The sequence below is a fragment of the Rhizobium leguminosarum bv. viciae genome, assembly GCF_012276115.1.
GTDB lineage: Bacteria > Pseudomonadota > Alphaproteobacteria > Rhizobiales > Rhizobiaceae > Rhizobium > Rhizobium leguminosarum_T.
In genome coordinates, this window is sequence record NZ_WIEU01000004.1 from 418,987 (window position 1) to 440,023 (window position 21,037).

21 protein-coding genes and 1 pseudogene are annotated in these 21,037 nt (G+C 61.5%); 10 read left to right on the plus strand and 12 right to left on the minus strand.

What is annotated here, in order from left to right:
* Window positions 1–41: 41 nt before the first annotated feature.
* Together GFM02_RS10505 and GFM02_RS10510 are read right to left on the minus strand one after the other, a co-directional pair.
* Window positions 42–425 (minus strand): hypothetical protein, encoded by a 384-nt coding sequence (locus tag GFM02_RS10505; RefSeq protein WP_168321615.1) that lies wholly within the window; start codon window positions 423–425, stop codon window positions 42–44.
* 42 nt (window positions 426–467) lie between these two features.
* Window positions 468–1,472: a squalene cyclase gene (locus GFM02_RS10510; RefSeq protein ID WP_168321616.1), complete on the minus strand. Its 1,005-nt coding sequence runs from the start codon at window positions 1,470–1,472 to the stop codon at window positions 468–470.
* A gap of 408 nt (window positions 1,473–1,880) precedes the next feature.
* Here GFM02_RS10510 and GFM02_RS10520 point away from each other — a divergent pair, with 408 nt between their 5' ends.
* The 3 genes and pseudogenes from GFM02_RS10520 to GFM02_RS35055 form a co-directional block, all read left to right on the plus strand.
* Window positions 1,881–2,711 carry a response regulator gene (locus GFM02_RS10520; RefSeq protein ID WP_131663565.1) on the plus strand — a complete coding sequence of 277 codons (831 nt, stop codon included), beginning with the start codon at window positions 1,881–1,883 and terminating at the stop codon, window positions 2,709–2,711.
* 185 nt (window positions 2,712–2,896) lie between these two features.
* Window positions 2,897–4,228 carry a diguanylate cyclase gene (locus GFM02_RS10525; RefSeq protein ID WP_017960878.1) on the plus strand — a complete coding sequence of 444 codons (1,332 nt, stop codon included), beginning with the start codon at window positions 2,897–2,899 and terminating at the stop codon, window positions 4,226–4,228.
* 31 nt (window positions 4,229–4,259) lie between these two features.
* A pseudogene (locus tag GFM02_RS35055) lies at window positions 4,260–4,379 on the plus strand (glutaredoxin); the annotation flags it as partial.
* Between the two features lie 664 nt (window positions 4,380–5,043).
* Here GFM02_RS35055 and GFM02_RS35545 read toward each other — a convergent pair.
* From GFM02_RS35545 to GFM02_RS10580, 10 genes are all read right to left on the minus strand, one after another.
* Window positions 5,044–6,063, minus strand: coding sequence for a GlxA family transcriptional regulator (locus GFM02_RS35545; protein ID WP_003540607.1), 1,020 nt, complete (start codon window positions 6,061–6,063; stop codon window positions 5,044–5,046).
* A 294-nt stretch (window positions 6,064–6,357) separates the two neighbouring features.
* Window positions 6,358–6,558, minus strand: coding sequence for a hypothetical protein (locus GFM02_RS10540; protein ID WP_026157393.1), 201 nt, complete (start codon window positions 6,556–6,558; stop codon window positions 6,358–6,360).
* Between the two features lie 316 nt (window positions 6,559–6,874).
* Window positions 6,875–7,339 carry a hypothetical protein gene (locus GFM02_RS10545; RefSeq protein WP_168321617.1) on the minus strand — a complete coding sequence of 155 codons (465 nt, stop codon included), beginning with the start codon at window positions 7,337–7,339 and terminating at the stop codon, window positions 6,875–6,877.
* A 316-nt stretch (window positions 7,340–7,655) separates the two neighbouring features.
* The gene (locus GFM02_RS10550) at window positions 7,656–9,098 is read right to left on the minus strand and encodes a DUF1254 domain-containing protein (RefSeq protein ID WP_168321618.1); all 1,443 of its coding nucleotides are present in this window, start codon (window positions 9,096–9,098) and stop codon (window positions 7,656–7,658) included.
* Window positions 9,099–9,216: 118 nt separating this feature from the next.
* Window positions 9,217–10,047, minus strand: coding sequence for a transporter (locus GFM02_RS10555; protein WP_168321619.1), 831 nt, complete (start codon window positions 10,045–10,047; stop codon window positions 9,217–9,219).
* Window positions 10,048–10,143: 96 nt separating this feature from the next.
* Entirely contained in the window at window positions 10,144–11,967 is a 1,824-nt protein-coding gene (locus tag GFM02_RS10560) for an adenylate cyclase (protein ID WP_168321620.1), read from the minus strand.
* Between the two features lie 228 nt (window positions 11,968–12,195).
* On the minus strand, window positions 12,196–13,500 hold the full coding sequence (locus GFM02_RS10565; protein ID WP_432444445.1) for an alpha/beta hydrolase: 1,305 nt from the start codon (window positions 13,498–13,500) through the stop codon (window positions 12,196–12,198).
* Between the two features lie 74 nt (window positions 13,501–13,574).
* Window positions 13,575–13,949, minus strand: a complete 375-nt coding sequence (locus GFM02_RS10570) for a hypothetical protein (RefSeq protein ID WP_168321686.1) — start codon at window positions 13,947–13,949, stop codon at window positions 13,575–13,577.
* Window positions 13,950–14,054: 105 nt separating this feature from the next.
* Window positions 14,055–15,071: an Lnb N-terminal periplasmic domain-containing protein gene (locus GFM02_RS10575; protein WP_168321621.1), complete on the minus strand. Its 1,017-nt coding sequence runs from the start codon at window positions 15,069–15,071 to the stop codon at window positions 14,055–14,057.
* A gap of 50 nt (window positions 15,072–15,121) precedes the next feature.
* Window positions 15,122–15,388: a hypothetical protein gene (locus GFM02_RS10580; RefSeq protein ID WP_020050386.1), complete on the minus strand. Its 267-nt coding sequence runs from the start codon at window positions 15,386–15,388 to the stop codon at window positions 15,122–15,124.
* 219 nt (window positions 15,389–15,607) lie between these two features.
* Between GFM02_RS10580 and GFM02_RS10585 the strand changes: the two genes are divergently transcribed.
* The 7 genes from GFM02_RS10585 (at window position 15,608) to GFM02_RS10615 (ending at window position 21,025) form a co-directional block, all read left to right on the plus strand.
* Window positions 15,608–15,910, plus strand: a complete 303-nt coding sequence (locus GFM02_RS10585) for a DUF2147 domain-containing protein (RefSeq protein WP_062940606.1) — start codon at window positions 15,608–15,610, stop codon at window positions 15,908–15,910.
* Between the two features lie 116 nt (window positions 15,911–16,026).
* Complete coding sequence (locus tag GFM02_RS10590; protein WP_168321622.1) at window positions 16,027–16,803, plus strand: hypothetical protein; 777 nt, start codon at window positions 16,027–16,029, stop codon at window positions 16,801–16,803.
* A gap of 134 nt (window positions 16,804–16,937) precedes the next feature.
* Window positions 16,938–18,455 (plus strand): DUF1254 domain-containing protein, encoded by a 1,518-nt coding sequence (locus GFM02_RS10595; protein ID WP_168321623.1) that lies wholly within the window; start codon window positions 16,938–16,940, stop codon window positions 18,453–18,455.
* Window positions 18,456–18,673: 218 nt separating this feature from the next.
* Complete coding sequence (locus GFM02_RS10600; protein ID WP_246792173.1) at window positions 18,674–19,159, plus strand: hypothetical protein; 486 nt, start codon at window positions 18,674–18,676, stop codon at window positions 19,157–19,159.
* A 147-nt stretch (window positions 19,160–19,306) separates the two neighbouring features.
* A complete protein-coding gene (locus GFM02_RS10605) occupies window positions 19,307–19,729 on the plus strand; it encodes a cysteine rich repeat-containing protein (RefSeq protein WP_072637511.1) in 423 nt (140 codons plus the stop codon).
* 24 nt (window positions 19,730–19,753) lie between these two features.
* Entirely contained in the window at window positions 19,754–20,323 is a 570-nt protein-coding gene (locus GFM02_RS10610; protein ID WP_168321624.1) for an OmpA family protein, read from the plus strand.
* Between the two features lie 18 nt (window positions 20,324–20,341).
* Window positions 20,342–21,025 (plus strand): hypothetical protein, encoded by a 684-nt coding sequence (locus GFM02_RS10615; protein WP_168321625.1) that lies wholly within the window; start codon window positions 20,342–20,344, stop codon window positions 21,023–21,025.
* Window positions 21,026–21,037 lie beyond the last annotated feature (12 nt).

The window sequence follows — 21,037 nt, forward strand, 5'->3', positions numbered from 1 at the left end:
CATCCGCCGTGAACCGTAGACGTTTCAGGAATGACTTGAGATCAAGCTTTCGGAGGTCGGGCCGGAGGCTCGTCATACGCGGGCGTCAGTTGCGACGCCAGAACGAGGTCATAGCGATGGGACAGCCAGGAGATCGCAAATGACCAGCCGTGGACGTCGGGCGCGTTGGCGAAGATCGAGGTCGTGCAGACCAATGCCAGCGGGCAGCCCTTTGCGCAGTCCGGCTTGACGGACTGCTGTTCGGGGCAGCACGGCATCTGCTCCGCCATCTGCATGCCGGCCATCGTGGCGCTCATGCCATCGGTCATCGCCGGATCAGAAGAGGCCATTGCACTGCTCGCCAACCCGATGCTCATCGGACCGATGACGATCGCGAGCATGGCGATGGCAAGGAACAGACGATGGACGGCCCGCAGGAAATTCATGGGCGGAATACTGGCATGCCGGTTCCGGAATTGGAAGCAGGCTCACGAAGATGTGTTGCAGGCGTCGAGACGGACTGAGGGCTGGGCATCCCACCATCTGAGCACCCGCATCGCCCGGAGCGTCACCCACCGCGAAGGCTTGCCTTGCCCGTCATCGACCTCGAACCACACCCGACCGGCAGGGCTGTCGTCGAGCGGCCAGCGGCCGTCCTGCAAGCGCCGGGAACGAAGGTGGTCGATCGCCTCGCCGAGGCGCGGATCGGGGTCAGCGCCGGTCAGGATCGCGCTGGCGCGGAAATAGTCGAGCGCGCGCAAAATGTCGTAGCGCCAGCGGTTTGGATACAGGAGGCGCAGGAAGCGTTCGTCGGCCGGCTCGCCGGTGCCAAGGCGGCGGAAGAGGTTGCGGGCCAGCAGGAATTCCTCGCCCGTTCTGCGCGCCTCTCGAGACCGATGCGTGCCGCCGGTCGATCTCTCGTATTCCAACAATCCTTCCAGCACGTTGATGGTGCTGGTGAAAGACGAGCGGACGGAGCCGTTGATCCGCTCGCAGTTCCAGCCGCCGTCGTCGAGACGCTCACCGGCCAGCCTGTCGACGATGGGCGAGACGTCGACGCCGAAATAGGCGCCGTCGGCAACGGTGCGGCCGTTGATGCACTCCTCGACTTCGCCTTCCCAATAGGGCTGGCCGCCTTCTTCCCAACGGGCGTTGGCGCCGACCAGTTTGACGGTGCGCCGGGCGCAGCCGCAGGCGGGATCGAGACCGAACTCGCGCAATTGCGACAGCGAGAAGGTCGTGGCGGTCCACGGCTGGCCACGCTCCTTCCACTCGTGCGGGTCGAAGCCGGCGGGCAGGAAGGCGCCGCCTGCCCATTGCCCGTCCTCGTCCTGGCACGAGAGCAGCCTGGCGCCCCAGCCCTCGGTCTCGACTTTGGCCCGCTCAGTCATCCATTCCCGCTCCGGAGCATCGAGCAGGTCGCGCATCACCTGCCATCGGATCGATGGGTCGGAGTCGAGAAGCCATTCGATCACCGGGTCGGATTGGATCATGGGCGAACCTGTCGGCGGGTCGGGGTCGATGGCTCGTTTATAATCGCTTCGGCCGAGCGGTGCCAGCCAGATGGGCTGGTCGGCGGCGCCACCAACGGCGCCTTCGGCTTCCGCAACAACCGCTCGCTGGCGCTTGCCATGCTGCGGCCGGATTGCGCCAGGGAAGGCACGAAACCGAAGATCAAAACGTCGGTTCGACCTATAATGCGACGGTTGTCGGCGAAAGCCTGTGCGACGCCGAGAATGCGGCGCTTCCCGCCTGATTTCTTAATCATATCTGCAAAGAAATCGGAGGCGGCCACATCGGGCCGCGTCTTCGTATATATCGGAACGCGCCGATTAATAATTATTCAAATCAATCGATGTATCGGTTTGATCCGGGGACAGATTTTACATCAAAGGTTTGCTATGGCGTTTCTAGGTATTTCGGGGATGCAATATTCCGGGGAAATGTTTGCGGGTGCGCGTATTCTTGTCGCGGAAGATTCCAACGTATTCACCTCGATGATCAGCAAACGTCTCAAAGAGCTGTTCGATATCGATGTCGAGATCTGCCGCAGCTTCGAAGATCTGCAGGTTTCCTACGACAAGTCTCCCGATCCGATCACGCTGGCGATCTCGAACATCAACCTGCCCGGCGCCGAAAACGGCGAAGCGCTCGAATATCTGGTCGATCTCTCCATACCCACAATCGTTTTCACCGGCACCTTCCATGAAAACATGCGCGACAAGCTGATGGCCAAGGATATCGTCGACTATATCCTCAAGGACAATATCTTCGCCGTCGACCTGCTGGCGGAATCGATCTGCCGCTTCCTCACCAATCATCGCCACCACGTGCTGATCGTCGACGATAGTGCGACTGCGCGCGCTCTGCTGTCGAGCCGGCTGAAGCGCTACAATTTCCGTGTCAGCGTCGCCGAGAGCGGCGGCAAGGCGCTGGAGATCCTGAAGGCCAACCGCGATATCGGCCTTGTCATCACCGACTACAACATGCCTGACATCGACGGCTTCGAACTGACGCGGCGCATCCGCGCCAATATCGGCTCGCACGAGTTGCGCATCATCGGCGTTTCCTCCTCCTCGAACCGGCTGCTTTCGGCACGATTCCTGAAGGCCGGCGGCAATGATTTCATGCTGCGTCCTTTTATCGACGAGGAGTTCTACTGCCGCGTCAACCAGAACCTCGATACGCTGCTGCAAATTCAATCGATGCGCAAGGAGCGGGCGGTTGCCTGACGGCCCTTCCAATATCGGTATCGCCAGGGGTTGGAAATGACGGTCGGGGACAGTCGTCGAATTTATGCAATTACAAGTAATAGTGCCATTATTTGTCCCCTTCACGCGCACAGGCCTCTCGGTTACCATCCCCGCCGGGGAGAGGGCCGAGTCGCGCCCATCGGACGCATGGGGGAGTAGCGGCTGTGGCGTTTCAAGCGGATTTTCAGCGGGATGGCATCGGGTTACGCTCCGGCGGGCTCAAAATACTTCTGGTTGAAGATTCCCGGATGTTTTCCGCCGTGCTCTGTCACCGGTTCCAGACGGAGCTCGGCCTTGCCGTCAAATCCTGCCCGTCGCTGAAGGCTCTTCGCAAGGAGCTTGCCGACGATGCTCACGGCTACACCATGGCCGTCGTCGATCTCAACCTGCCGGATTCGCCCTATGGCGAAGCGCTCGACTGCACGATCGAGCACGATATCCCGGCGATCGTCTTCACCGCGACATTCGATCTCAACACGCGCAACAAGATCATGGAGCGTAATGTCATCGATTACGTGTTGAAGGACAATGAATTCGCGCTCGACAATCTGGTTGCCACCGTCCGGCGGGCGATCTCCAACCGCAAGACGCGGGTGCTCGTCGTTGACGATGTCGTCTCGGCGCGCCAGGTGCTCGTCGATCTCCTGAAGGCACAACAATATCTCGTCGTCGAGGCAAATTCGGGGCTCGAGGCGCTGGCAGCGCTCGAGGCCTACAGCGATATCGAGCTCGTCGTCACCGATCACCACATGCCCGATATGAGCGGCTACGAGCTGACGCGGCGCATCCGCCATCGTTTCGGTTCGGACAGGCTGCGCGTCATCGGCGTTTCCTCCTCCAACGACCGGATGCTTTCGGCGAGTTTCCTCAAGGCCGGCGCCAGCGATTTCGTCTACCGGCCCTTCGTCGCCGAGGAGCTGCAATGCCGCATCGCCAACAATGCCGAAACGCTGGCGCAGATGCGGCAGCTGAGAGCGGCGGCGGCCTGCGACTATCTGACCGGCCTCTATAACCGCCGCTATTTCTACGACAACGGCCCGAAGCTGGTGAACGAGTGCCTGCGGCTGAAGGTGCCGAGCTCCGTCGCCATTCTCGATATCGACCATTTCAAGCGGTTGAACGATACCTATGGCCACGAAATCGGCGACAAGGTGTTGAAGGCTGTCGCAAACAGGCTGTTCACGATCTTCGAGGGCAGCGACAATCTTCTCTCGCGGCTCGGGGGCGAGGAATTCGCCATCCTCTTCCCGCAGATGGATTCGGCAGCCGCGACCAAGCTCTGTGACGAGATCCGCTCGGACATTTCGCGGCTGAAGGTCACGGCCGACGACGAGGAACTCGGCGTCACGATTTCGATCGGCATCGCCGAGATCGCCGGTTACGAGACCTTCGAGAATTACCTGAACGCCGCCGACCAGTTTCTCTACATGGCCAAACACAGGGGCCGCAACCAGGTCTACTCCGACGCCAGGATGACGGAAGAGGCGGCGCAGTAGCGGGCGCCTCATCTCAGTTCGCTTCTCTCGAAAACGCGAGCTGAAATGCGCCTGCGTGGGCGGTGCCGGTGGCGTTCCGTTGGGCCTTGTTTCCAAAAACCTGTTGACGATGGCGATGGCAGTATGGGGATCGGTCAGGTCCCTGTTGTGAACCAGACGTTCCAGTCAGATTCCAGCGCGTCGCCGTGGAACAAATGCCTGAACCGCAGGTTCAGTAGATTCAACCGAAAAACGGAGGCGCGCGAGAGGCTATAGCTGTACGCTCGTCGAGCCCAGCCAACGCGGCGCCGTCAGCATTTTCGCCATCCCATGAAGCCGGTGTCCCTTGGCCGCGAGACGGCGAGAAATGAACGAGCGACAGGCGGAACTTCCGCGCATTCTCGTGGGGTTTGGATGCGCTTGCGGCGAGACTGTGAAAGGAAAAGTCAATGCGAATCCTAGCTGCATTGATCTTTGCGATGGTCGCATTTTCGAGTTCAAACGCTAATGGACAGGCAAATGAACAACCGTCTACCGACTCGGAACGTTGCACTGCATCGCCTGCAGATCAGAACAATCAGTCGGCAACCGGGGACGCCGGGAAGGCGGCCACGGACGGTTCGCTGTCGCAAAAGATGGACGATTGCCACGGTGTCCTGAAGCCGCCCCCGACCGGGGATAGCGAATTCAGCCAGCCCGCGCCTGAGGAAGGGAAGACACCGGTCATTCGGCCTGACAATCTACCCGGGCAGCAACAACCGAAGTGACGATTTTTGCTGCCGCGGGACCGTTACTTGGCCCATCTGGCCGCGGCTGCGACGGCCTTTCTCAATGTCTCACGCGGCGACCGCCTGCCTTGCCGTCGCCATGGTCATCTTGCGCTCGGCGCGCTCCTGCTGCGGCGAGCGGTGGTAGAGTTCGCGATAACACTTGGAGAAATGCGAGGCCGAGACGAAGCCGCAGGCGACGGCGACTTCCACGACCGGCATGGAGGACTGTACCAGCAGGTGGCGTGCGCGGTCGAGCCGGATTTCCAGATAGTAGCGAGCCGGCGAGCGGCCCATCTCCTGGCGGAACAGCCGTTCGATCTGGCGGCGCGAGAGGCCGGCGCCGTCGGCGATCTCGATCAGCGACAGCGGCTCGGCAAGATTACCTTCCATCAGCTCGATGATCGACAGCACCTTGGCATTCTGCACGCCGAGACGGGCGCGCAAAGGCAGACGCTGGCGGTCGTGTGGGTTGCGCACGCGGTCGGTCAGGTGCTGCTCGCAGATGCGGTTGACAAGGCTTTCGCCAAAGTCCTCGCCGACGAGGTTCAGCATCATGTCGAGCGAGGCGGTGCCGCCGGCGCAGGTATAGAGATTGCCGTCGATCTCGTAGAGATCGGCATAGACCTCCGCCTGCGGGAAGGCTTCCGAAAAGCCGGGCAGGTTTTCCCAGTGGATGGCGCAGCGCTTGCCGTTCAGGAGGCCGGCCTGGGCAAGCACATGCGCACCCGTACAGAGGCTGCCGACGGCGACACCGCGATTGTAGCATTCACGCAGCCAGGCATTGACCGACTTGTTGTTGAACTGCTCGACATCGATGCCGGAACAGACGAGCACCATGCCCGGCCGGTTTTCACCGCCGAGATGGCGCCGCTCCTCGGCAAGCGAGGAATTTGCCTCGACGCCGATGCCGCAGGAGGAATAGACTTTTTCCCCGTCGACGGAGGTCAGCCGCCAGGTATAGGCCTGATAGCCGAGCATGCGATTGGCGATGCGCAAGGTGTCCACGGCGGCCGAAAAGGGCAGCATGGTGAATTGCGGTACCATAAAAAAGACTACCGAACGCTTCTTGATCTGCATCCTGTTCATAGCGAAATCCATGCTCGAGGGGCGATGACACATTCGTTGCGCGGAATGCGTCGCGCCGATGTCCTGAAAGCGACACTGGCATGGAAAAATGCGGCCGGGAAGAGCAAATATGCGACATCGCCGGCGATTTGGCCGGTCAAATCGCCGGAATGGCCGCGGGCAGGGAGAAGACAGGCTGATAGGCGACTGAAATTCAATGTTGAAAATGGCTTAGGAATGTACGGTCAGGCCACGAAAAAGGCGGCGTTGCACGAGGCAGGCGCCGCCCTTATCTTGGGAAGAATGTCGCATTCATTACATGGTCCGGTGTTTGTTGTCGTCCGTGCTCGGCCAACCGATGTCCTTGCGAATGTCGAAGGGCATGGCTTCGATTTCGCGGGCCGTCTGCCAGCGCGTCCAGGCGAGCACAAGCTTACGGGCATAATGTGCCAGGTCGAAGCGGCTTTCACTGGAGGTGAGGGACTTACCACCACCGCGATAGGTGAGCGTGGTCATTTTCCGGTTCCTTTCTTGGGTCAGGGGCATGGTCGTCAATGGGAGGTTCGTCCATGTCCATGGTCCTAATATGGGCTTTGAAAACTCATCATTCAAACGAATAGAACTTATGGATAACATCAGAGATATTGAATGATCGTGGCCTCCGCTGGGGTTGTCAGCGAACCTTAATCTTCAGGCTTTTCCAGGGACGGCTGCAAAGCGCTTCGGCATAGTTAGCAGCGCCGCGATCGACTGGGTGCGGATGCTTCCGCGAGACGGGACAACGTGGCCCCGGCAAGGCCGCGGCATCTGATCGTCTGTAAACGGAGTGCCTTCATAGTCGTGAAGCACACGGGCGCGCATGGTGGAAAGACCAGTCATAAGTTTCGGTCTCCAGGTCATCAGGTTGAGCAACTGTGAACCCTGAAGCCCGGCTCCTGCTTTGCGAGCCGGGAGCAGCAGGGAAATGCGATGGTGCTATCGCGACAGGATCGGCAATTGTGCCGACGCCTTGCAGGTTTTCCGTATCCCACGGAAGATCGGTAATGCTCAGCGCCACGATATCCATGATCTCCGAGCCGCGGTTCAGAAGATCAATTACGTTGCCGAAGGTAAGCTTTCCCGTTGCGATGCCGGCGAATTGGTCGGCTAGGTGACCTTCCGGATGATTGAACAGCTGCGCGCGAAAATGCTTCGGATCCAGCACGTCCAGATCGAAGTGCACCAGTAGCTTCGAGGCGCCAGTCGCTTTTAATAAGCGATACGCGGCGCTGCGGTCTTCTTGGGAGTCGAAAGCCAAGAAGACCGCGCCCATGGCCGCCGGAAGACGCCGATCGCCAGCAGGTGTTCCTGCAGCCCTTCAGCGCGTCGTCTCGACCGCGCGAACATCCGAGATCGTCGACCGTCTGGGATCGTGGAGCCTCCTGAGCGTGAGCAACGGCGCACATCGTGAGAGCCAGAAAAAGCCCGGCGATCCATTTCATACCCTTGTCCTTACGGCTATTTTCGGCTGCGAAGACCGGTCTCCAGTCCGACTTCAGGTCGACGCCCGGCCAGTTGCGGCGCTCCGGCTCGCGGAGCGCCTTGTCGACCCTGCTATCGGCGTTCAGCGCCTTCTACGAAACCCGCTTCACGCCGGGCGGCTGCCACGTTCCTTTCCCAGCGGGCAGGATCGAAGGCGCTTCCGTCTTCGGCCAGTACAGGCGCATCACGAGATAGATCGTGCCATTCGGGGCCGGAAGCCAGTTGGCTTCCTTGTCCGCACCGGGGCTGTCTTTCTGGATATATAGGGTGAGCGAGCCGTCCTCGTTCTTCTTCATCCCCGGCAACATCGGAGAGTTGATGAGGTAGCGATTGATTGGGTTCTTGACGAGGAACTGGCTCTTGCCGTCGTACATGGTCACGGACCAGAACGAATGCACTGGCGGCAACTGGCCCGGCGGGAAGGTGATCGTGTACTTGTGCTTGCTGCCGTCGAGCGGTTTCCCGCTCGCATCTGTTCGGGTGAAGGGGTACATGGCCTCTGCCGCATCGTTGCCATAGAGGCCTGCCTTGGCAGCACCTGAGCGCATCAACCAATCGCCGTTGAAGAAGGCCTCGTCGCCAAGCAGCGAGCTGACGTTCCAGCCGTTGATGGGCTTGTTTCCGCTCGCCAGCCACTTGTCAATCTTGTCGTCGCCCTGCTTCATGCCGACCAGCAACTCGGCCTTATGTTCGAGCGGCAGATCCTTGAATTCGAAGGTCTTGCCGGGCCCAATGCCGATCCTTGCAAGCTTCGCACGGATCTCCTTGTCCCTTGACGTCTCCGGGACGAACTGCAGAGCCACGTCGAGATATTCGAAGAAGTTTTTCTTGATGCCGGCGGTGGTGGCGGGAAGGAACTCGATGGTCGGTGCGGCGGGCAGGGCGGGTTGCTTGAGGAAGGCCGAAAGCGGTTGCGCCTTGTAGCCGGCCTGCACCTTTTCCACGTTCGCCATATCTTCGGCGTTGATAAGTTGGGTCCGGAAGTTGGCGAATACGAAAGAGGTACTCGAGGTGAAGACCTGCTTGATGCCGTCGGGCTTCTCGCCTTTCCAGTCGGGTCCGACAACGAGATAGGAGCCCGGGTCGCTTCCCGTGGCGCGCGAGCCGATATAGCCGAAATTGTAGGTGTTTCCGTCGATGAGCTGGACCGAGTAATAGCGTTCCTTCTCGACCGTCGGCACCGAGATGACCATCGGTTCAGCACGCAAGTCCAGCCAGAGGATCGAGTAGGGCGTGTCGCTGTTCGGCGTGATGATTGCCGTGTCCGCCGGGCTGGCGACCTGATGCATGTTGTTGATCTCGTTGAACGGCGCCTTGAACTGTCCGGAGTTCCTGTCCACGGCGAACTCGTTCATGACCGCGTAGTTCATCACCAGCGGCAGGCCGTAGATGAAGCCTTCTTCAGCGATGTCCTTGGCCTCCAGGAGGCTGGGCCATTCGGCCTTGTTCTGCGCAAGCACCGGGGTGGACTTCGCCGTCGCGGCGACGAGTGCTGCCATCGCAGCAGAGCGGAGCAGATCGCGTTTCGTGAGCATTTGAACGTCCTTTTGGTTCGCGGCGTGCGATCAGGCACGCAGGTGCAGGAGAAGGGGGCATGCGGCTGCGGACATCGATCGAACAGAGCAGACCGAGTCCTGACCATGAGATATGCGACTACTTCGGAAACAGGAACGTCAGCCCGAGACGGACGCCGAGCCCTTCGGGGCCGTCGTCCGGTGCCGCCGCCCAGTATCGAAGTCCGGCCGTCAGGCTGATCGGCTGATCGTTCACCTTGACCAGCTTCGAGACGGTCAGATTGATCGGCACCGACCAATCGTGCGCCTTCCAGTCGTATGTGGATTCCGTATTCAGCGCGAACGTCCATGCTGTCGGCGTCGTGTAGGAGAGGAAGGGCTGCATGTACGTGCTGCTGATGTCGTTGCGGTCCTCGTTGCCGGCGAACGACCAGATGTGGTTGGCCAGCACGCCATAGGTCCAGGGGCCGTCCTGCTTCAGCGCGACGATGGTCGGCCCTGCGCCCCATTTCTCGCCGCCGAGCAGATCGTCGGTCGCGGTCGGGATCAGGAAGACAGGGCCAGCGCCCCAGATGAGGCCGCCATCGGTCGGCTTGGCAGGCGACAGGAAGAAGCTCTGAACGACGTCGCCGAGACCGAACTGCGATCCGGATGGCCCGGCGATGTCGTTCTGGTAGGTCACGGGAAGGATCGTGCGGGAGATCAGATTCCAGTCGGCGTTCAGCGAGAAAGGGATCACGGGCTGGATGTTCATGGTCGCCTTGTCGCCATCGAGCGGACCGTAGCCATGGTCATAATTCAACTGGAAGGGAACGCTGATGAGCGAGGCGATCGGGTTCGAAAGCTTCTTGGCGAGATCGGAGCTGGAGTCCTGACCGTAGGCCGGCGCCCCCAAGCCGAGGGTCGCGGCGACGGCGAGCGTCACGGACCTCTTCAGCGGCTGGGTGGGGGTCGATGCGGTCTTGACCATTGGCTTTGTCTCCATCCGATGCCGAGGCTGGCGGTGAGCGAGCCTCGGATCATGCGCCGGAAGAATGACGAAACGAGCAGGAAGAAGAAACGTATGTTACTGTAGCGTACGGGTCCCGCTGGCCGTATAGGCGTCGGAAAGCCTGAACTCGGCCTCGACATCCGTCGCGCTAGGCACTGGCAGTCCAGCGCGTCGCAGCGCTGCGATCATGCGCATGCTGTCCTTCGGCGGCAGGTTTCTCTTCCGGTTCTCGACCACGATGTTGGGCAGATAGTCGGGGCGCATTTTCATGAACACCTCGCCCTCGCGCTTCGCTTCCGCCAGCAGCCCGGCTTCGGAGTAGATGACCGCCGCAACGCCATGGAAGAGCGGAAATTTCTGCAGGTCGGCTTTACGGATCAGCCGCACCGCCATCTCATGATCGTCGAGCATGCAGGCGATCAGGGCGCGCGTCCCGAAGTAATATCCGGCTCCGCCTGGATTGAGCTCGATCGCACGATCCAGCAGTTCCGCGCCGCGCTTCCATTGACCCGAGAACGCGACGCGCGTTCCGAGTTCCCCGAGGAACTCGGTGTCGTTCGGGTTGGCGGCGAGCGCCGCTTCGCCGACTTCGAAGGCTTCTTTCGTCTCGTTGTTGAAGAATAGAGCCGTCATCAGCGCCTGCAGGGCGCGCGTGTTGTCGGGTTCGAGCGAGACCGCCCGTCGCGCCGAACCCAGCGCTCGCTCCATCGCGGATCCCTTGTCGCTCTGTGGATTGAACTCGAACCGGCCCTCGTCGAGATGGATGAACGAGAGCATCGACCAAGCGGTCGCATAGCCGGGGAAACGCGAGACAGCGTTCTGAAGACAGTCGCGCGCGATCAGATGCGTTTCCGGGTTCAGCTCCTCGCGGTAGGCGTAGAAGCGCAGCGTGCAGTCATGGACGCCGACATCGTCCGGCGGCGGGTTGGCCGCCAACGATCTCGCTATGATGCCGTATGGCTGGGCGATAGCCGTCGCCACCTTGCTCGCGACATCCGTCTGAATGACGAAGAGTTCGTGCGTGTCCAGGTTTTCGTCGTAGTCCTGCGACCACAGGATGGATCCTTCGGAGGTGTCGACGAGACGCACGGTCACGCGGATCTTGTCGCCCGCGACGCGGACACCACCCGCGAGAAGGTAGTGCGCGCCAAGTCCCTCGCGCACCTGCGACGGCTCGACGCCTGGTGGCAGTGCCTTCGATGTCTCGCGGCCGAAGACGGTAATCTCCTTGAAGCGGGGAAGGGCGGTTAGAAGCTCTTCGGTCAGCCCGGCGGCATAGCGTGCAGCGTGGGGGCCGTCGCCCAGGTCCGCGAAGGGCGCGATCACAAGGGTCGGCTCGCCCGGAACCCGCCCGGCGGAACGACCGATGGCAGGGCCTGTCAGAACGCCGGCGTAATACCCTAGGCCCGCGCAGACGAATGCCACGATCACGGCCAGCACCGGCCAGGCGAGACGCCGCCACGCGAGAACCCGGCGCTCGGCGACGTCTTCGTTCGGCGGCGCATCCCCGGCCGCTTCTATCGGCGCGTCATTCCACGTAAAGGTCGGCACGTAGCCGCCCTTGGGGATGTCGATGCGGATCGGATCGCGCTGGCCTGCAACGAGATAGTAGCGTTCGATGACCCGGCGCAGACGTCCCGCCTCGATGCGAACGACGGGATCTTCCTGAGAGAAGCCCGCGCTTCGGTTGAACACTTCGATGGCGATCGAATACGCCTTGAGACGCTGTGCCCGGCCTGCAAGCGTCTCCTCGGTGACATATTTTAAGAAAGCAGCGCCACGTCCGGCACTGGGAAACTCGCGGCTGGAGAGAATCCGTTCAAGCTGCGCCCTGACCTCCTCATGGGTCGGACAGGAGCGCTCGGCCCGATCGTCAGGCAAAGGCACCGAGGTCTGCATTGCATCCTCCCCCTCGTCACACATATGCGCGACAGTTAAAGCTTGTATTAAAATCCCCTTATGCAACCTAACCCCCGAAGAGCCCTTCGTCTAGCTGAAAGAAGTTTCAAGGCGGATCACGTAGGGGCCGGGCAACCGGTTACGGGCGATGACGCCGATGAACGAGGCCCCGAACGGGCTATGAAGACGAGGGTGCCAGGCGTGGCGAACTCAAGCCGGCACCTCCTGCTATCGCTGCTTCCGGCAGGCCGGGTCGGCCGGCGTCGCCGCGCAGTTCTTGACCGCGATCTTCTGCGTCCCGCCGTCTTGTCCGGTCAGACCGCCGACATGATTGGCGTAGTTGCTGCGAGTATCGGCGTCGAGCACCGCAACGGGGGCGGTCAGGATGAGGCCCGCGGCGCTTCCGGCCGCCGCCGCCACATGCGTCGTCCCTGCAAGGATCGTGTCGCCGAGGCCGACCCGGCTGTCGGTCAGCGTCTGCCCTTCGGACAGCCGCGCGCCGATGAGCTGGACGACTTCAGGCGATTCCGCGAACTTGCTGTGATTGAGGTCGTCGCTGACCTTGATCTTGGTCAGATCGATCACCGAGACCTTGTAGTCGGCGAGTTCGGTCTTGTACGGTGCGGTTTCCGGATCGATCGAACCGAGCCGCGGGATGTTGCCCCAGACCCGCCGTGAGAAGGCAAGCGCTTTGTCGTCTTGCGAGACGAAGAGCGTGAACTGCGGATGAGGGTCGCCCATGTCCTCGATCTGCGACCGGAAGACGTCCACGTCGACGTCCGGAGCGGCGAGCATGACGTTCTTGAACTTCGCCGGAAGACGGCCGTTGCGGATCGCCATCTGCCGGAGCGCTTCCAACGCCAGCCAATTGCCCATCGAGTGGGCCAGCACGTTGACTTCCTTCACGGTGCCGTCTTTGGCGAGATACTGGAACAGCGTCTCGAGCGCGTTGCGCGTGTAGTTGGTGCTCTCGCGGTCATAACCGTAGGCGAGCAGGCTGCCGCGCGATGGCCAGGTCACAAGGACCGGCGTGCTGTGGACATTGGAATCGTGGACGATCTGAGCGAAGCGGTAGACGCTGTCCTCGAAGCGGTTGTTGAAGCCGTGGATGAAGACCAGGACGCTGTGGTCGCGGTTCCTTTTGACCGAGGCGTTCAGCCAGTCTTTCGCCCCCTCGATACTGAGCTCGTCGGCCTTCAGCGTGGCGAAGTCGGTCTTCGGATTGGAAGGCAGCTTCCTTGGCCAGGCGACGTCGCCCTCGTTGCGGACCTTGGGCAGTGAAACTCTCATCTGCGCGAAGGACGGCGTCCGGGCGCGCTCGCCCGTGAACATCTCGCCGGAAACAGTCGATCGGGCGCGCGTGGTCGCGACCAGCATATCGACGCGACTGGTATCCGGCATGGTGTCCGCAACAGGGGACAGCACGTTCTTCGGATGTCCGCCGCAGCCTGCGAGCACGACCAGCGCGAGGCATGGAAGAAGTCGTCGGATATGACCGGCAGTCAACGAACCAAACAAGCTCAAGTCCCCCATCCGCATTCCGGCTGCATCACCTCTGTCTGTTCAAATCGATCGACGCGCTAGATGCTAATGCCGATCGTTGCGCGCTATCGTGGACAGACATCCCAGAAACCCGTCTTCTTGGTGCTATCCGTATAGTACCAGCACATGCCGGACCGCGGCGGCGTCCCGGCGACCGAGGCCGCCGCGGCGCCCGCGATGAAGCCGATGGCGGCTCCAGCCGCGATCGCACCCCCGGCGGGCCAATAGCGGCGAGGATTCACGACGACGACACCGCGCCTGACGGGCGCGCGAGGGACCACAACGGCGCCGCGATTGCCGACGGCAGCACATCCTCTCGCTCCGCAGCCGACGACCGCACGGCGGGCTTCGGCCGGGGTCGGAGCGAGCATCGGCGCGGCCACCATCATCAGGAGGGCCGCAGCCGTCGCGGCGTTCTGAAAGTGCTTGATGAGGTTCATGAGTTTGGTCCTGGTTAAGGGCATAATCGAAACTTCGCCTAGCGAATTCCTGACAGGCCGGACCATGCCTCAATCATCGCGATTCCCTTCGTATGTTACTGTACGTTACGGCCTAGCGACGGCGACCGGGAAGGGCACGCCGAGGCGGATCGCCTTCGAGAAGTCGGGCGACAATCCGTCCGCCCGCGCCCGCACGTCGATCTTGGCAATCTCCCGCAGGCGGACGAGCGGCATCGACGTGTCGATGGCCCCCCGGTCATAGGCATAGTCGGGAAGATAACCGTTGACGATCAGCCGCCAGTCGAACGGCACCTTGTCTCCTGCGATCCGCATCAGCTTGGCGACGGTCGTCGTGCAGTTCGTCGTGATCGAGTTGTAGAACTGCGGCGTCCGGGCGAGCGCGTTGGCCTCGGCGACGTACTCGAGCAGCAGGTTCCGCGACTGCTCGGGACTGGCTCTCAGCCGGTAGATCTGGACGTCCTCGCCACGCACGTTGGAGCGGACCCCGACGACGTCACGTTCGTCCGCGGCAACAACCACCAGCGGGTCGTTCTTGAAGAGGTCGGCAAGGGGAGAAAATCCGCCGCCGACCTTATGGCGAACCTCGATAGACCAGGCGAGCTGTTCGCCGCCTTCGAAGCCGAAGCTGAAGATGACATGCGCGATCTTCGGCCCCGCCCAGTATGACATGAACAGGTCGACCGTCCTAACCTTGCTCACATCGTAGGTTCGTGTCGTCCAGCGCTCCGTAAAGTCGGAATTGCTTCGCCACTCGAAGTCCCGGACATCGGTCAAGGTCAGCAAATTTCCCTCGACACGACCCGTGACCTGGCGGGCGACATCCGGCGCCCATGCAGCGTCGGCTTCCGGCTTGATCGAGTTCCACCAGAAGAGAACCAGCACGAAGACGATTGAGAACGAAACGAGGGCTCGGATGCGCTGCCGGCTGGCAAGCGCCGCCACAGTGAAGAGACCGTAGACGAGGAAGACGCCAGTGCCGATCGCCCGCCCGCCATCAGGCAGGGGTAGGCGATACCATAGGGCGAGGGAACTCCAGGCTGTCAAAGCCGCTACGATAACGGCGACCAGGAGGATGAGGACGATCGCCATCGGTCGAGGCATGTTGTTCCTTTTCCGTAGCCGCCGAAGTGTCGATGATGCGGAGCGGGCGTTCATCTGGCGACCGGGAATGGAACGACCTTGGCAAAGTCCAGCATGGTGTGGATTTCCGCGGCGAGGCCGTCCATGAGTTCCAGCGCCTCGGCATAACGTGCGTCCCGCTCCGGAGCCGTAGACGACTGCCATTCCCGCACGAGCTGGTCGGCGATGGAAAAGTCGTTACACAGTTCCCGGAAGCTTTCACTGCGGGAGGCAAGCGCTTCGATCTCCAGCGTCTGCTCGGGAAACCTGCGCTTAGCGAACTCCGTGTCGTATTCCATTGCATCGGCTCCCGGCCAGGCGACGCGGGGGGCGCATGCGTCGTCGTCGTGAAGATGACACAGAACCGGGCCGGCACCATGTAGGTTACAGTAACACACCGCGAGTTTCTTGCGGTCGGCAGCGCATGTGTGATCCATTCGGTCATCGGCCCGGTGGCGGGCTACCCATGCGAGGACCTTACCGTGAAACCCATCCTGATCTCCGTCACTGTGCTGCTGATGTCGACCGGACTGGCGAGCGCAGCCGAGCCGATCGTCGGAAACTGGAAAACGACGCTCGGCGACACCGCTGCGATCGAGCCGTGCGGCGGCGGTTTCTGCATCACACTGAAGAGCGGCAAGCATACCGGCGAGAAGATCGGCGCGTTCGAAGGCAGCGGCGGCAGCTATTCCGGCAAGATCACCGATCCCGACGCGAAGAAGACCTACGACGGCACCATAAGCGTCTCCGGCGACACCGTCACCCTCAAAGGCTGCGTGATGAAGGTCGTCTGCGAGTCGCAGAAATGGTCACGCCAATAGTCCGCGGGAACAGACGGATACGGTAACATACGGGTGCTTCCGGCGTGATCAGTTATCCCTTGCGCCGCGAATCATTTCCGGTGATCGCCAGAGCCACGGGAGACGGGGACTACTGAATGATTGAAATGAAAAGTGTCTATTGCGGGTTGGCTCTGGCACTGGCGGCTGCACCCGCGGCCGCCGCAGACATGTCGGAACCTCGACCGGTCGTCGTCGACAGCGAATGGAAGTTCCAGTTCACGATCGACGGCTGGCTGGCAGGTTTGAATGGCGACATCGGCGTGCGCGGCCTTCCGGCGGCGGCGGTCGACGTCTCGCCTCTGGACGTGCTCGAGGATCTGGACGGCGTGTTCGCAGGATCCTTTCAAGCAGCAGGCGATAGCTGGCTTCTCTATACGGATGTCATGTGGGCCAAGATTTCGACCGACGCCGACTTCGGCCCCTTCGGCGGAACGGCCGACTTCGAGCAGACGCAGATCGTCGCGACGGCCCTTGTCGGCTACGAGCTGCCGGTCAACGTCGCGAACATGCAGCTCTACGCGACGGGCGGACTTCGCTACCAGCACAACAAGGTGGAACTCGGGATCGACCCCGTGTTCTTCCCGGCGATCGACCGCAGCGGTTCGCAAAGCTGGGCCGATCCGATCGTCGGGCTCACCATGCATTATGACGTCTACAACAAATGGTTCGTGGACGTCATGGCCGACGTCGGCGGCTTCGGCGTCGCCTCGGACATCACGCTGCAGGGCACCGCGACGGTCGGCTACAACTGGACGGACACTCTCGCTTCGTCTCTCGGCTACAAGGCCCTCTACACCGACTACGAGGACGGTGGCTTCCAGTACGACGCCACCCAGCACGGCATCTTCACACGACTGGCGGTGAAGTTCTAGCCGAAGCCGCGGGGGCGGCTCGCGGTAAGCTACGGTCGTGTAACGGTAACATACTTCCCCGCGCGCCGCCGAATGCACACAGATTGGCGACCTCATGAAAAACGATCGACGGGGCGGTCGACAAGGAGAGAGCAATGAAACGCGCGACGAGACAGGTTTACGCTACTGCCGCGGTGCTGCTGATGGGCTGGGGGGCCGCGTACGCCGAAGCACCGAAGATGAAGATGGCGACGCCGATACCGGATTCGATCGTCACGCCGGAGAGCGTCGACACCAGGATTGGCAAGCTGAACTTTTTCGACGGCTTTCCGGACGACGCCACTTCGGAAAAGATCTATGACAATCTCGATTTCATGCGCGGCGTCGATGCTTTTCTCAATGCGATGCCCGGCGCTTCGGTCGAAGCCCTTCGGGTTGGACTGGCCGGCCAGGGCGCCGACAACAACCAAACCATTCTGATATTCGAAAATCTCATGGATTCGCATTCGCTGTTCCTGACCGGCAACACCGAAAGCATCTACAATCTCATGTGGCTCGACACCAAGGCGGGTCCGCTGGTCATCGAGACGCCGCCCAACATCCTGGGCATGATCGACAACCACTGGTTCCAATATGTCGGCGATGTCGGTAATGCCGGCCCGGACAAGGGTAAGGGTGGAAAATACCTGCTCTTGCCGCCGGACTACGAGGGCGTGGTCCCCGAGGGTTATCACGTATTGCGGTCCTCGACCTACGGGAACCTGTTCTTCTGGCGCGGCTTCCTCGAAAACGGCAGCACGACGACGGCCGTCGAAAACACCAGGAAATTTGCCAAAGTCTATCCGCTTTCGGAAGCCGACAATCCTCCGCCGATGAAGATCGTCAACGTCTCGGGCAAGGAATTCAATACGATCCATGCCAATAATTTCCATTTCTACGAGGAAGTGAACGACATCGTCCAGTACGAGCCGAACGAAGCCTATCATCCGGAAGTGCTGGGACAACTCGCCTCCATCGGCATCGTAAAGGGCAAAGCCTTCGCGCCCGATGCGCGGATGAAGAAGATCCTCACCGAAGCCGTGGCCGTCGGCAATGCGACGGCGCGCACCATCACCTTCAAGACGCGCATGAAGGACGCCTATTATTATCCGAACAGCGCCTGGTTCACCGGCTTTGTCGGCGGCAGCTACGAGTTTCTGCTGCAGCCCGGCGTTCGCTATCTGGATGCCCGCGTCCTGTTCCATTACTACGCGACGGGCATCACGCCGGCGATGGCGATAAAGCGCGTCGGCATCGGTTCGCAATATGCCGGCGCCACGACCGACAAGGACGGCAAGCCGTTCGATGGCGGCAAGACCTATAAGATTCACATGCCGCCCAACATTCCTGCAAAGGAATTCTGGTCGTTCGTGGCGTATGACAATCAGACCCGTTCGATGCTGCAGACGGACCGGCAATTCCCCAGCATCGGGAGCGACAAGAAAGACATCGTGATCAACGCGGACTCGTCGGTCGACGTCTGGTTCGGTCCGACGGCGCCGAAAGGCCATGAGGCCAACTGGGTCCAGACAGTGCCGGGCAAGGGTTGGAACGTCCTTCTTCGCCTCTACGGGCCCCTGGAGCCATGGTTCGACAAGACCTGGAAGCCGGGCGAGTTCGAACCGGTCGAGTGACGCTAGAATACGCGATGAACGGATCGCCGCGCCACAGGCGCCCGTCCTCCCGCTGGGTTCACCTCCTATGCCGATCCGACTGCTGTGTCGGATCGGCATTGTCAGGACAGTTACACCGCGCATGAGACCGTCGTCGGCATCAGCCACGGCGGCCTGTGCCTTCTGGCTCGTGTTCTCTCCGTACCAACGATCTGCAGGACTGCATTGGGAGGCGGAGCTTGAAGTCAAGATCAGGGCCGTCGGCACCATGGATCTACATGGGTCTCCTCGCAGCTCAGACCGCTGCGGCCTTGATCCTGTTCTGGATCGTGTTCCCCATCTTTCAGGGCTTGGTCACCCACCTCGGTGAACGGCAGATGCTCGCTCTCTCGGACCAGGTCGGGATTGTTGCCAGCGCCGCTCTGCTTCATTGCTGTTACTGGACACGGTTGAAATGGGTGCCGGTCACGTCGCCGTTTCACAGTGTCTTCGTGGCGCATCTGCTCTTCTTCGCCAGCCGGGTGAGTTTCTTCTTCGGCGGTGCGCTCTTCTCGGCCGTTTTCTTCAGGCATCTGCCGGAACTCGACGCCTTTCCGCCGCTCGCCCAGGCGTTCGTGAAGAGCCTGTATGTCGCGGCGACGCTGTTCGGACTATTCTGCTACTCGCTCGAACTGGATCGCTTCGGGAAGGCGATGGAGCGTCGGCCGCCAGAGCGCAGCGAGTAGCTTCCACATCCATCGCTGCGGCGACGCGTTGAACGCCGTCTCCTACGGTCCGTGTAACTGTAACATACTTCCCTTCTCACCCCCGAAAGCGCACCAGATGCGTGCGGAGAGTTTCTCCGACGATCAATCGTTCACGATGGGGGTAGCATGTCGACGAGAACCAGACTGTTAGGAGGGGCGCTGGTCGCGTTCCTGGCGCTCAGCGGTGCGGCCCGTGCCGACACCATCAGCTTTGCCGACGCGGTGAGCACGCTCGCCAACGACTGCGGATCCGACATCAAGAAGTTCTGCAAGGGCCTGAACCTCGGGAGCGGCCGCATCCAGAACTGCCTCGAATCCCATGCCGCAAAAGTCTCGCCGACCTGCACCTCGACACTGGCGAGCGTCACCACCTCGATCGAGCAGCGCCTTGCCGCCCAGTCGTCGTTCACCGCGATGTGCAAGCACTATGTCGCGCAGTTCTGCAGTGGCGTGGTGGGCGAGGGAAACATTCTTTCCTGCCTGAACAAGGCGACGCGCGTGAACGAAGGCCAGTGCGGCCAGGCGATCATCGACGCCGGCTGGCGCTGAACGATGTTGAAGGGACACAGGATCATGAAGAGCTTTCGACTTGCGACGATATTTGCCGCCGGGCTGCTGCTGGCACCCGGCCACTCGTTCGCCCAGGAACTGAGCGGTCCGCAGGTGGTGCGCACGCTCGGCAGATTGCAGGGAGGGGCTCCCGGCATCGACATTGCGTTGCTTATGGAAGAAGCGGCGGCGAGTGCAGGCAAGGGCGTCGCTGCGCTTCCCGACTGGCAGAAACTTTCGAAGCTGTCGCAGCTCATCGTCGAGATCGACTTCGAGAACGACTCCATCGCCATCGAACCGAAATCCTATCGCACCGTCGGCATGATCGCCGACGCCCTGCATCATCCGAACCTGCGGCGCTACAAGTTCCTTGTCGTCGGACACACGAGCTCGACGGGCGACGCCAAGCACAATCTGGACCTCAGCCAGAAGCGGGCGAACGCAATCACGGAGGCGTTGTCGACAACATTCGCCATCGCCCCGGACCGTCTGTTCGCCATCGGCGTCGGCGAGGAGTGGCTCGTGGATCCGGCAAACCCGCAGGCCGCCGACAATCGGCGCGTCCAGCTGGTGAACCTCGGTCTCGTGAAGTAGCAAAAAGGAGAATTCTCCATGAAACGCCATATTCGGATCAGCGCCGTCGCTGCCTGCCTCGTGTCGTTCGCAGGAGCGGCGCAGGCCGAAGACGCGATCACGGCACCCGCCGCCAAGACCATTGGAGCGACCACGGCCACGAAGATGGTGCCGTCGCTTGCCGTCCTCAATTCCGGCGGGGCGACGCTGGTCGACGGCAAACTGACCATGACGGGCGTCACTCCAAACTCCATCGTGTTCGCCGATCGTCCCGTACGATCGGCCGGACACGTGCTCACGACCGAGTTCATCAAGGAATGGGACGAGGGCAAGGACAGCTTCGCGGTCGACCCGCCGAACGCGACGATCTCCGTCATGAGCAGCGATGGCACCGCTGTGGAAGACGCGGTCGTGGTCCTGACCAAGCCAAAGCTGGATGGCGGCACGCTGACCTTTGACGTCCAGGTTCTCGAGGGCGAACTCGCAAAGGCCAATGGCCCGGCTTCGCTTTTCATCGACATGTTCGTGGCGCGCGCCGGAATGGGGCGCGTCGGCGTGGTCGGCGTGGGTGCGGTCGGCTTTCATGGCGGCTGGTATGCGCACCCGGCGGCCCGCTACGGCGCCGCGGTCGCGACGGGCGCGGCCATCGGTGCTGCGGCGGCCTCCGCGCCATACTACTATCACCCCCCGTGCGGCTACTATCCGTATCCGCCCTGTTACTGAAGTCGGGAGCGG

Coding starts and splice junctions, on each gene's coding strand:
- GFM02_RS10505 (WP_168321615.1), bottom strand. CDS start 425: ATGAATTTCCTGCGGGCCGTCCATCGTCTGTTCCTTGCCATCGCCATG.
- GFM02_RS10510 (WP_168321616.1), bottom strand. CDS start 1,472: ATGATCCAATCCGACCCGGTGATCGAATGGCTTCTCGACTCCGACCCA.
- GFM02_RS10520 (WP_131663565.1), top strand. CDS start 1,881: ATGGCGTTTCTAGGTATTTCGGGGATGCAATATTCCGGGGAAATGTTT.
- GFM02_RS35545 (WP_003540607.1), bottom strand. CDS start 6,063: ATGAACAGGATGCAGATCAAGAAGCGTTCGGTAGTCTTTTTTATGGTA.
- GFM02_RS10540 (WP_026157393.1), bottom strand. CDS start 6,558: ATGACCACGCTCACCTATCGCGGTGGTGGTAAGTCCCTCACCTCCAGT.
- GFM02_RS10550 (WP_168321618.1), bottom strand. CDS start 9,098: ATGCTCACGAAACGCGATCTGCTCCGCTCTGCTGCGATGGCAGCACTC.
- GFM02_RS10555 (WP_168321619.1), bottom strand. CDS start 10,047: ATGGTCAAGACCGCATCGACCCCCACCCAGCCGCTGAAGAGGTCCGTG.
- GFM02_RS10560 (WP_168321620.1), bottom strand. CDS start 11,967: ATGCAGACCTCGGTGCCTTTGCCTGACGATCGGGCCGAGCGCTCCTGT.
- GFM02_RS10565 (WP_432444445.1), bottom strand. CDS start 13,500: ATGGGGGACTTGAGCTTGTTTGGTTCGTTGACTGCCGGTCATATCCGA.
- GFM02_RS10570 (WP_168321686.1), bottom strand. CDS start 13,949: ATGAACCTCATCAAGCACTTTCAGAACGCCGCGACGGCTGCGGCCCTC.
- GFM02_RS10575 (WP_168321621.1), bottom strand. CDS start 15,071: ATGCCTCGACCGATGGCGATCGTCCTCATCCTCCTGGTCGCCGTTATC.
- GFM02_RS10580 (WP_020050386.1), bottom strand. CDS start 15,388: ATGGAATACGACACGGAGTTCGCTAAGCGCAGGTTTCCCGAGCAGACG.
- GFM02_RS10585 (WP_062940606.1), top strand. CDS start 15,608: ATGTCGACCGGACTGGCGAGCGCAGCCGAGCCGATCGTCGGAAACTGG.
- GFM02_RS10590 (WP_168321622.1), top strand. CDS start 16,027: ATGATTGAAATGAAAAGTGTCTATTGCGGGTTGGCTCTGGCACTGGCG.
- GFM02_RS10595 (WP_168321623.1), top strand. CDS start 16,938: ATGAAACGCGCGACGAGACAGGTTTACGCTACTGCCGCGGTGCTGCTG.
- GFM02_RS10605 (WP_072637511.1), top strand. CDS start 19,307: ATGTCGACGAGAACCAGACTGTTAGGAGGGGCGCTGGTCGCGTTCCTG.
- GFM02_RS10610 (WP_168321624.1), top strand. CDS start 19,754: ATGAAGAGCTTTCGACTTGCGACGATATTTGCCGCCGGGCTGCTGCTG.
- GFM02_RS10615 (WP_168321625.1), top strand. CDS start 20,342: ATGAAACGCCATATTCGGATCAGCGCCGTCGCTGCCTGCCTCGTGTCG.